A 9,371-nucleotide genomic window follows, 5' to 3' on the forward strand; every position below is an offset into this window, starting at 1 on the left:
TGACCGCGACTTCGAGCCCCTCGATATGCGGCACCTGCGACAGGAACATCGAGCCGAACTTGCCGGCGCCGATCAGCGCCGCGCGCACGGGCTTTCCCGCCTCGCGGCGCGCTGCGAGCTTGGGCATCAGATTCATGGTTTGACTCCGTCCGGAGCGCCGTCATGCCCGGGCTCAAGCCGGGCATCCCCTCGACGAGATCCCCGGGTCTGCGCTCCGCTCGCCCGGGAATGACGTTCGAGACCCGCCTTACTCGGCCTTCACGCCGGCATCGGCGATGATCTGCTTCCAGGTTGCGATTTCCTGGAGATGATAGGGTTTGAACGCGGCGGGATCGCGTACCTTGAGCGTGAAGCCGAGCTTCAGGATCGCATCGCGCGTCGCCGGCTTGTTCAGCGAGGCGATGATCGCCTTCGACAGCGTATCGAGCACGTCGTCAGGCGTCTTCACCGGCGCAAAGAAGGCGGCCCAGGAATCGGCATCGGCATTGGCCACGCCCTGCTCGCGCAGCGTCGGGATATTCTTGGCGTTGGGGTTGCGCTCGGGGCTGGCGAGCGCGAGCGCCCTGAGCGTGCCGGCATTGATCTGCTCGAGCACGCTCGGCAGCGTGGAATTGGCGATATCGATGCGGCCGGCGATGATCTCCTGCACCAGCGGCGCCGCCCCGCGGAACGGGACATGCGTCATCTTGATGCCGGTGCGCTGCATGAACAGCTCCATCGCGAGGTGCGAGCCGGAGCCGACGCCGGTCGAGCCGTAATTCAGCTTGCCCGGATCGGCCTTGGCGAGCGCGATCAGCTCCTGGATGTTCTTGGCCGGCAGGTCGTTGCGGACGACGAAGGCGTGCTCGAAGGCGCCGACGCCGGCGAGCGGCGCGAAATCCTTCACCGCGTCGTAGCCCGGCTCCTTGAGAAGGAACATGTTGTTGCCGTGCGTCTGGTTGTTGCCGAACACGATGGTGTAGCCATCGGGCGCCGCATGGGCGACGGCACGGGTGCCGACTGCGCCCGAGGCGCCAGCCCGGTTGTCGACGATGACGTTCTGGCCGAACGCAGTGGTGAGATCCTGCGCGACGAAGCGCGCGATAGCGTCGGTCGGCCCGCCCGCCGGATAGGGCACCACGATCGTCACGACCTTGCTGGGGAAGCTCTGGGCCCGGACGATCGACGGAGCGAAGACGGCGCCGGCCATCAGGCCGAGCGTGGAACGGCGGGTCAATGACATGAACTTCCTCCCGACTCCGGCCAGCGCGGCGGAGCATTTGCTTTGCCGCGAGATTTACGGGCAAAGGCGCCATGCGTCCAGCGCCCGACACCTGCACCGCAAGGCAGCCTAGTCTGCGCCAAGAACAGTGGGAGGAAGGGTAATGGCGGTACGGATCGAGAGGCAGGGCAAGGTCGCGACGGTGATCCACAGCCGGCCGGACGCGCGCAACGCGATGGACCCGGACAGCGCCGTGGCGCTGACGGAGGCCTTCATCGCGCTCGACCGCGACGAGGAGACTGCCGCGATCGTCTTCTGGGGAGAAGGCGGCGCCTTCTGTGCGGGCTGGGACCTCAAATACGCCCAGGCCTTCACAGATGCCGGGCGCTTCGATCGCGAGATCGTCGAGGGCCTGGCCTTTCCCGATAAGGGCAATCCGCCGCGCGGACCGATGGGGCCCTCGCGGCTTGAGATGAGCAAGCCGCTGATCGCCGCCATCGAGGGGCCGGCGGTCGCGGGCGGCATGGAACTCGCCCTGTGGTGTGATGTCCGCGTGATGGCCGCGGACGCCTATTTCGGCGTCTACTGCCGGCGCTGGGGCATCCCGCTGATCGATGGCGGCACCGTTCGCCTGCCGCGCCTCGTCGGCGAGGGCCGCGCGCTGGAGATCATCATGACCGGCCGGAAGGTCCCGGCCGACGAAGCGCTGCGCATCGGGCTCTGCGAGCAGGTCACAGCGAAGGGCCAGGCGCGGACGGCTGCCGAGGCCATGGCACGGGAGATCGCGCGCTTTCCTCAGGGCGCGGTTCGGGCCGACCGCGCCAGCGCCATCGCGGGGCACGGGCTGAGCGTGCAGGAAGCACTAGCTCGGGAGTGGCAGCGTGGCGTCCACACCATCGCGACGGAGGGGGCGGCCGGCGCAGGCCGCTTCGCTGCCGGCAGGGGCCGCGGTGGCGACTTTTCGGAAATCTGACTGTTTAGCCCGTGAACCCTGCCCGCTTCAGGCGCTGGATTGCGAGATCGAGCGCCTGAAGGAAGCCGGAGCGATCCCTCTGCGAGAACGGCTTCGGCCCGCCCTGCACGGTCCCCATCGCGCGCAGGTCCTCCATCATGTCGCGCGTCGCCAGCGCCATGCCGATCGAGGCCTCGGTGAAGGGCTTGCCGGTTGGTCCGATCACTTCGGCGCCCGCCTTGATGCAGCGATCGGCAAGCGGAATGTCGGCTGTGACGACGATCGCGCCGCGGCCGACCCGCTCGGCGATCCAGTCATCGGCGGCGTCGAAGTTGCCCGGCACCGTCACGCGCTCGATCCAGGATTCGCGGGGCACGTTGAGGAAGCTGTTGGCGACGACGAAGACGTGCAGCCTGTGACGGCCGGCGACGCGGTAGACCTCGTCCTTCACCGGACAGGCATCGGCATCGACATAGATCGCGATCGTTCCGGCAGTCTTGCTCATGGCCCGGCCTTCGCATGTCCCGGCTGCAAGGGCAAACCGCCCCGAATTCATGACGCTTCTGCAAAACATCAAGCAGTTGCGCTTGCGATCATGGCCGCCGAGTCATAAACCACGCGCGCGCCCTGCCGGCGCTCACCCTCCCGCTCCTCCGGAGACCAGTCCAATGGCCTTTCTTGCCGATGCCCTGAAGCGCGTGAAGCCGTCAGCGACCATCACGATCACGCAGAAGGCCCGTGACCTGAAAGCCCAGGGCAAGGACGTGATCTCGCTTTCGGTCGGCGAGCCCGATTTCGACACGCCGGACAATATCAAGGAAGCGGCGATCTCCGCGATCAAGCGCGGCGAGACCAAGTACACCCCGGTCTCCGGTATCCCGCAGCTGCGCGAGGCCGTCGCCCGCAAGTTCAAGCGCGAGAACGGGCTGGACTACAAGGCGAGCCAGACCATCGTCTCGACCGGCGGCAAGCACGTCATCTACAACGCGCTGCTCGCCACGCTGAACCCGGGCGACGAGGTCATCTGCGTCTCGCCCTACTGGGTCAGCTATCCCGAGATGGTCGCGCTCTGCGGCGGCACGCCGACCTATGCCGAGACCTATCTCAAGAACGACTTCAAGCTGCAGCCGGAAGACCTCGAGAAGGCGATCACCCCGAAGACGAAGTGGGTGATCCTCAACTCGCCGTCGAACCCGTCGGGCGCAGCCTACAGCCATGCCGAGATGAAGAAGCTGACGGACGTGCTGAGGCGCCATCCGCATGTCTGGATCCTCACGGACGACATGTACGAGCATCTCGTCTATGGCGACTTCCAGTTCGTTACGCCGGCCCAGGTCGAACCCGCCCTGTACGAGCGCACGCTGACGATGAACGGCGTCTCGAAGTCCTACGCCATGACCGGCTGGCGCATCGGCTACGCCGCCGGCCCGCAGCAGTTGATCAACGCCATGGACCTCGTCCAGGGCCAGCAGACCTCCGGCACCTCGGCCATCTCGCAATGGGCCGCGGTCGAGGCGCTCGACGGCACGCAGGAGCACATCCCGGTCTTCAGGAAGGCTTTCGAGCGTCGCCGCGACCTCGTGGTCTCCATGCTGAACCAGACCCGCGGCCTGAAGTGCCCGGTCCCGGAAGGCGCCTTCTACGTCTATCCCGACTGCTCGGCCCTGATCGGCAAGACCCTGCCGAACGGCAAGAAGATCGAGACGGACGAGGATCTGGTCATGGGCCTTCTCGAAGCCGAATCGGTCGCCGCCGTGCACGGCTCGTCCTTCGGGCTGGGCCCGAATTTCCGCATCTCCTACGCGACGTCGGACGAGAAGCTGGAAGAGGCCTGCCGCCGCATCCAGCGCTTCTGCGCCGAGCTGCGCTGAGCATCATGCGCGAGGGCGCCCCGACGCGCCGAGTTCTTCTGGCCGGGAGCTTCATGCTCCCGGCCTCTTTCGTTTTCGGGCAATCGGTGACCTCGCTCACCCCCCGTGAAGCCCATGAGGCGGTGCGTGCGAAGCGCATCCTGCTCGTCGATATCCGCAACGCGCAGGAATGGGGCGATACCGGCCTGCCGCAGGGCGCCATCCCGCTGGATGCCGACGCCCCCGCCTTCGAGGTCAGGATCGCCGGGCTTCGTCTAGACACCCCCGGAAAGCGCATCGCGCTGATCGATCGGACCGGCGCGCAGGCTGTCGCCGTGGCCCAGAAGCTGGCCGGGCGCGGCTGGCGCGATCTCTCTGCGGTGCGGGGTGGAATGCTCGGGCCGGGAGGCTGGCTCGCCGAGAAGCTGCCGGTGACAGCCTATCCCTGATCGCCCTTTGCGAGCAGGTCCGGTCTTCTCGCGCGCGTGATCTTCTCGGCCTGCTCGCGCCGCCATTTCGCGATGCGGGCATGGTCGCCGGAAAGCAGCGCGTCCGGCAGGCCCCTGCCCTCCCATTCGCGCGGGCGCGTATAGTGCGGATACTCGAGCAGCCCGTTCTCGAAGCTCTCGTCCTCGCCCGAAGCGACCTTGCCCATCACGCCCGGAATCAAGCGGACGCAAGCGTCGAGCAACGTCAGCGCCGCCATCTCGCCGCCGGAGAGAATGTAGTCGCCGATCGAGACCTCGATCAGGCCGCGCCCCTCGATCACGCGTTCGTCGACGCCCTCGAAGCGCCCGCAGACGATGACGAGGCCCGGCCCCGCCGCCCAGTCCCGCACCTGGCGCTGCTGCAGCGGGCGCCCGCGGGGCGACATCAGCAGGCGCGGCCGCTCGTCATCGGCCGGCACGGCAGCGTCGATCGCCCCCGCGAGCACGTCGCAGCGCAGCACCATGCCGGCGCCGCCGCCCGCCGGATTGTCGTCGACATTGCGGTGGCGGCCGATGCCGTGATCTCGAATCTGGTGGGTGTCGAGCGTCCAGAGGCCCTTGCGCAGCCCTTCGCCCGCCAGCGAGATGCCCAGCGGGCCCGGAAACATCTCCGGATAGAGCGTCAGGATCGAGGCGCGGAAGGGCATGCCGTCAAGCAAAGCGCAGTGCCGGCAGGCCGTCCAGTGCAGTGAAGTCGCGAGCCGAAGCGACCAGGTTGTCATAGGCGGCAAAGCCGCTCGCATCGAGCATCGTAAGCAGCGCCACGGCGCGCATGCCGGCCCGACGGGCAGCCTCGACGCCAAGCGGTGCATCCTCGAACACGATGCAATCGGCCGGCTCGACCTTCATCCGCTCGGCCGCGGCCAGGAACATGTCGGGATGCGGCTTGCCGCGGAAGCCCTGGCTCGGCGAGACGATGGTGGCGAAGCGCTGGCGCAGGCCCAGCGTATCCAGCACCACCTCGATGTTGGCCGGCGGCGCTGCGGTCGCCACCGCCATCGGCACGCCAGCGGCCTCGGCGCGCGCGATCAGCTCCACAAAGCCGGCATTCGCCGCGACGTGCGGCAGATACGCCTCCCGATAAAGCGCCTCCTTGGCGTCGCTCATCGCGTCGAGCTCGGCAATCGCCGCCTGCGGGAAATAGGACGAGATGATCTCGTTGCCGGCCATGCCGGCTGTCCGCGCCGCAAAGGTGTTGCGGTCGAACGGCAGCCGGTTGCTGACGTGCCAGCTTTCCCATGCGTCGTCATGGAAGCGCATGTTGTCGACGATGGTGCCGTCCATGTCGAAGATCAGCGCGCGGGCAGGCCTATCGCTTGTCATCGTCGGGCTCGAACAATCCCAGAGGGGGCTCGGCCTCGATCCGGCGCGCGCCGATGTCGATGCGCGGCGCAAAGGCCTTGGTGAAGGGCATCAGGACGGAGCGTCCGTCCGGCGTCTCGATATCGAGCAGATCGCCCGCACCGTAATTCTCGACGGTAGTCACCGTTCCAAGCACGACGCCATCCGCGGTGACGACGCTGCAACCGATAAGATCGGCCTGCAGGAACTCGTCCTCGTCCTCGTTCGCCGAGAGCTTGTCGCGGTCGACGAAGAGCTCGGTGCCGTTCAGAGCCTCGGCCGCCTCCCGGGTCGTCACGCCCTTGAGGCGGGCGACGACCACCTCCTTGGCGGGGCGGATTTCCGTGATCTCGAAGCTGCGGCCCTTGCCGTCGGACAGCGGGCCGTAACCGGCAATCCCCAGAGGATCGCCGGTAAAGGTCTTGATCCTGACCTCGCCGCGCACGCCATGCGGCGCCCCGACGATTCCGAGCAGGACAGGCTCGCCCATGTCAGCACGCCATGCCCAGGCAAAGCCCGGGCATCTCTCGCGAGGGATTCCCGAGCCTAAGCAGCGCTTCGCCCGGGAACGACGTGCGGACGATCAGCCTCACGCCTCGGCGGCTTCTTCGGCAGCCGGAGCAGCGGCCTTCTCGGCCTTCTTCTCGGCGCGCTCCTTGGCCTTCTCGCCCGGAACGGCCTTGATCGGGTTGTTGCGGGCCGGACGCTTGGCGAGGCCGGCGGCATCGAGGAAGCGCAGGACGCGGTCGGTCGGCTGGGCGCCCTTGGCGAGCCAGGACTGCACCTTCTCGGTGTCGAGCACGACGCGCTCGGCCGAATCCTTCGGCTTCATCGGGTCGTAGGAGCCGACCTTCTCGATGAAGCGGCCGTCGCGCGGCGAGCGGGCATCGGCAACGACGATGCGGTAGTAGGGGCGCTTCTTGGCGCCGCCGCGGGTCAGGCGGATCTTGAGGGACATGGTCTTCTTCCTTTGGTTTGAAGTTTTGAAGTCGGGTTGAACGTCGAAGGCTACTTCTTCTTGCCGAACGGGTTGCCGCCCAGCCCGGGCAGGCCACCACCGCCGCCGAGGCCCGGCAGCTTCGGCATCATGCCGGCGGGCGGGGTCACGCCCTTCGGCAATCCCGGGAAACCGCCCGGCGGAAGCTGGGGGAGGCCCCCGCCCGCGCCGAGCTGCTTCTGCAGCTCCTCGAGCTGGGCCGGGTCCATCTTCGAGGGGTCGGGCATGCCGCCCGGCAGGCCACCGCCCATCCCGAACATCGAGCCGAGCTTGCCGAGCATGCCGCCCTTCTGCTTCTTCATGGCCTTCATCATGTCGGCCATGCCGCGATGCATCTTGAGCAGCTTGTTGATCGCCTCGGGCGAGGTGCCGGAACCGGCAGCGATGCGCTTCTTGCGGCTGTTCTTGAGCAGATCGGGGTTCCTGCGCTCGGCCGGCGTCATCGAATTGATGATCGCGACCTGGCGGGCGATCATCTTGTCGTCGACCTTGGCCGCGGCGAGCTGGTTCTTCATCTGCGCCATGCCGGGCAGCAGGCCCATCACGCCGCCGAAGCCGCCCATCTTCTCCATCTGCTGGAGCTGCATGCGCAGGTCGTCGAGATCGAAATTGCCCTTGGCAAGGCGCTGCGCCAGGGCCTGGGCCTTGTCGGCGTCGACGGTCTGCGCGGCCTTCTCGACGAGCGAGACGATGTCGCCCATGCCGAGGATTCGGTTGGCGACGCGCGAGGGATGGAAATCGTCGAGCTCGTCGACCTTTTCGCCGGTACCGACCAGCTTGATCGGCTTGCCGGTGACGGCACGCATCGAGAGCGCCGCGCCACCGCGCGAATCGCCGTCCATGCGGGTCAGCACGATGCCGCTGAGGCCGACGCGGGCATCGAAGGCTCGCGCCGTATTCACCGCATCCTGGCCGGTCAGCGCGTCGGCGACGAGCAGCACCTCATGGGGATTGGTCGCGGCCTTCACATCCGCGACCTCGGCCATCAGCGTGTCGTCGAGCGTCACGCGGCCGGCGGTGTCGAGCATCACGACGTCGTAGCCGCCGAGGCGCGCGGCTTCGATCGCGCGCTTGGCGATCTGCACGGCGGACTGGCCGGCGACGATCGGCAGCGTCTGGACGCCGACCTGCTGGCCGAGCACGGCGAGTTGCTCCATCGCAGCAGGGCGCCGCGTGTCCAGCGACGCCATCAGCACCTTCTTCTTGTGCCGCTCGGTCAGGCGCTTGGCGATCTTCGCGGTCGAAGTCGTCTTGCCGGAGCCCTGCAGGCCCACCATCAGGATCGGCACGGGCGGCACGGCATCGAGGCTGATGACCTCGCCCTCGCCGCCCAGCGTGTCGATCAGGACGTCGTTGACGATCTTGATGACCTGCTGGCCGGGCGTGACCGACTTCAGAACCTCGGCGCCCACAGCGCGCTCGCGCACCTTGTCGGTGAAGCTGCGGACGACCTCGAGCGCGACGTCGGCCTCGAGCAGCGCGCGGCGAACCTCGCGCAGCGCGGCGTTGACGTCCTCCTCGGTCAGCGCGCCCCGGCGGGTCAGCCCCGAGAGGATGCCTGAGAGTCTGTCGCTGAGCGTGCCGAACATGCGGACCTGCCTGCTTGCCTCAAGGAGCCGTCACAGCCGGAACCTCATCGCCAAACGGTTTCGCGCCCGAGGGCGCAATCGCGCTGTCGGACGTTGACCTCCGGGCTCATGGAAGCGGCTGGCGCGGCCCGGTCGGCGGATATGGTTTCGGCGATGTCGGCGAAACGGATGCGGTCTTAAAGCGGAAGAACATGGCGAAAGTCAAGGTTCGGATTGGTTTTCCGGCGCCTCGCGCGAACCGGACGTCCGGAAAGCCATGCCGCGAGGCGGCGGCGACCTGGCCCTCCGGCATTGCCGCGCAGCGCCTCGGCGTCGCCGGCGCACGAAATTGTGAGAGGCGGCCCCAGAAAGGCCCCGATCGGGCGGCATCGCTGCCGATCCCGATTCGATAGCGATGCCCATGAAGATTGCCACCGCCCTGCCTCTGCTGGCCCTCTCCCTCTTCCTTGCAGCCTGCGCCGGCGATCCGCGGCGCGAGGGGCCGCTCGATCCCCGCACGGTCGAGAAGCTCAGCGCTGTCTCGCTCGATCCGGCCCAGGCCGGCCGCATCCTCAACGCCTATCGCGCGAGCAATGGCCTCGGCCCCGTCCGGCCGGATCCGCGCCTGATGGCGATGGCGCAACGCCAGGCTGACGCGATGGTCGCGGCCAATGCGCTGTCCCATGATGCCGGCGGGAACTTCACCGCTCGCATTCATGCAGCCGGCATCGACGCCGCACGGGCAGCGGAGAACCTCGGTGGCGGCTACTACTCGACCGAGGAGGCGTTCGACGGCTGGCGCAAGTCGGCCGGCCATGACGCCAACCTCCGGATGAAGGAAGCAACACGCTACGGCATCGCCTTGTCGAAGGATCCCCGCACGAGCTACCGCGCCTGGTGGGTGCTGGTCGTCGCGTCCGAGCCCGAACAGCGCCTGACCCTGGGTTACGGTGACAGGGCGCCGCAGCCTCGCT

11 protein-coding genes and 1 pseudogene are annotated in these 9,371 nt (G+C 67.8%); 4 read left to right on the top strand and 8 right to left on the bottom strand.

What is annotated here, in order from left to right:
• Together ACIPIA_RS05310 and ACIPIA_RS05315 are read right to left on the bottom strand one after the other, a co-directional pair.
• Positions 1 to 136 (bottom strand): annotated as a pseudogene (locus ACIPIA_RS05310) (flagellar biosynthesis protein FlgA); the annotation flags it as partial.
• 111 nt (positions 137 to 247) lie between these two features.
• The gene (locus ACIPIA_RS05315; RefSeq protein ID WP_400507372.1) at positions 248 to 1,222 is read right to left on the bottom strand and encodes a Bug family tripartite tricarboxylate transporter substrate binding protein; all 975 of its coding nucleotides are present in this window, start codon (positions 1,220 to 1,222) and stop codon (positions 248 to 250) included.
• Between the two features lie 142 nt (positions 1,223 to 1,364).
• On the opposite strand from ACIPIA_RS05315, the gene ACIPIA_RS05320 reads away from it, so the two are divergent.
• On the top strand, positions 1,365 to 2,174 hold the full coding sequence (locus ACIPIA_RS05320; protein WP_400507374.1) for a crotonase/enoyl-CoA hydratase family protein: 810 nt from the start codon (positions 1,365 to 1,367) through the stop codon (positions 2,172 to 2,174).
• Positions 2,175 to 2,178: 4 nt separating this feature from the next.
• On the opposite strand, the gene ACIPIA_RS05325 is transcribed toward ACIPIA_RS05320, so the two are convergent.
• Positions 2,179 to 2,658, bottom strand: a complete 480-nt coding sequence (locus tag ACIPIA_RS05325; protein WP_400507377.1) for a YaiI/YqxD family protein — start codon at positions 2,656 to 2,658, stop codon at positions 2,179 to 2,181.
• Between the two features lie 163 nt (positions 2,659 to 2,821).
• Here ACIPIA_RS05325 and ACIPIA_RS05330 point away from each other — a divergent pair, with 163 nt between their 5' ends.
• Positions 2,822 to 4,024, top strand: a complete 1,203-nt coding sequence (locus ACIPIA_RS05330; protein WP_400507379.1) for a pyridoxal phosphate-dependent aminotransferase — start codon at positions 2,822 to 2,824, stop codon at positions 4,022 to 4,024.
• Between the two features lie 53 nt (positions 4,025 to 4,077).
• Entirely contained in the window at positions 4,078 to 4,452 is a 375-nt protein-coding gene (locus ACIPIA_RS05335; protein ID WP_400507381.1) for a rhodanese-like domain-containing protein, read from the top strand.
• On the opposite strand, the gene trmD is transcribed toward ACIPIA_RS05335, so the two are convergent.
• From trmD to ffh, 5 genes are all read right to left on the bottom strand, one after another.
• Positions 4,443 to 5,138 carry a tRNA (guanosine(37)-N1)-methyltransferase TrmD gene (gene trmD, locus ACIPIA_RS05340; protein WP_400507383.1) on the bottom strand — a complete coding sequence of 232 codons (696 nt, stop codon included), beginning with the start codon at positions 5,136 to 5,138 and terminating at the stop codon, positions 4,443 to 4,445. The genes ACIPIA_RS05335 and trmD overlap by 10 nt on opposite strands.
• Before the next feature lie 4 nt (positions 5,139 to 5,142).
• Complete coding sequence (locus tag ACIPIA_RS05345) at positions 5,143 to 5,814, bottom strand: HAD family hydrolase (protein WP_400507385.1); 672 nt, start codon at positions 5,812 to 5,814, stop codon at positions 5,143 to 5,145.
• Complete coding sequence (gene rimM, locus ACIPIA_RS05350; protein WP_400507387.1) at positions 5,801 to 6,322, bottom strand: ribosome maturation factor RimM; 522 nt, start codon at positions 6,320 to 6,322, stop codon at positions 5,801 to 5,803. The genes ACIPIA_RS05345 and rimM overlap by 14 nt, the downstream gene beginning before the upstream one ends.
• A gap of 99 nt (positions 6,323 to 6,421) precedes the next feature.
• Positions 6,422 to 6,790 (bottom strand): 30S ribosomal protein S16, encoded by a 369-nt coding sequence (gene rpsP / locus ACIPIA_RS05355; protein WP_400507389.1) that lies wholly within the window; start codon positions 6,788 to 6,790, stop codon positions 6,422 to 6,424.
• A gap of 50 nt (positions 6,791 to 6,840) precedes the next feature.
• Positions 6,841 to 8,418 (bottom strand): signal recognition particle protein, encoded by a 1,578-nt coding sequence (gene ffh / locus ACIPIA_RS05360; RefSeq protein WP_400507391.1) that lies wholly within the window; start codon positions 8,416 to 8,418, stop codon positions 6,841 to 6,843.
• Positions 8,419 to 8,818: 400 nt separating this feature from the next.
• Between ffh and ACIPIA_RS05365 the strand changes: the two genes are divergently transcribed.
• The coding region (locus ACIPIA_RS05365) for a CAP domain-containing protein (RefSeq protein WP_400507393.1) at positions 8,819 to 9,371 on the top strand (553 nt) is incomplete at its 3' end.

Source organism: Allobosea sp. CER48, from assembly GCF_044752385.1.
GTDB lineage: Bacteria > Pseudomonadota > Alphaproteobacteria > Rhizobiales > Beijerinckiaceae > Allobosea.

Coding starts and splice junctions, on each gene's coding strand:
- rimM (WP_400507387.1), bottom strand. CDS start 6,322: ATGGGCGAGCCTGTCCTGCTCGGAATCGTCGGGGCGCCGCATGGCGTG.
- trmD (WP_400507383.1), bottom strand. CDS start 5,138: ATGCCCTTCCGCGCCTCGATCCTGACGCTCTATCCGGAGATGTTTCCG.
- rpsP (WP_400507389.1), bottom strand. CDS start 6,790: ATGTCCCTCAAGATCCGCCTGACCCGCGGCGGCGCCAAGAAGCGCCCC.
- ACIPIA_RS05325 (WP_400507377.1), bottom strand. CDS start 2,658: ATGAGCAAGACTGCCGGAACGATCGCGATCTATGTCGATGCCGATGCC.
- ACIPIA_RS05345 (WP_400507385.1), bottom strand. CDS start 5,814: ATGACAAGCGATAGGCCTGCCCGCGCGCTGATCTTCGACATGGACGGC.
- ACIPIA_RS05330 (WP_400507379.1), top strand. CDS start 2,822: ATGGCCTTTCTTGCCGATGCCCTGAAGCGCGTGAAGCCGTCAGCGACC.
- ACIPIA_RS05320 (WP_400507374.1), top strand. CDS start 1,365: ATGGCGGTACGGATCGAGAGGCAGGGCAAGGTCGCGACGGTGATCCAC.
- ffh (WP_400507391.1), bottom strand. CDS start 8,418: ATGTTCGGCACGCTCAGCGACAGACTCTCAGGCATCCTCTCGGGGCTG.
- ACIPIA_RS05335 (WP_400507381.1), top strand. CDS start 4,078: ATGCTCCCGGCCTCTTTCGTTTTCGGGCAATCGGTGACCTCGCTCACC.
- ACIPIA_RS05315 (WP_400507372.1), bottom strand. CDS start 1,222: ATGTCATTGACCCGCCGTTCCACGCTCGGCCTGATGGCCGGCGCCGTC.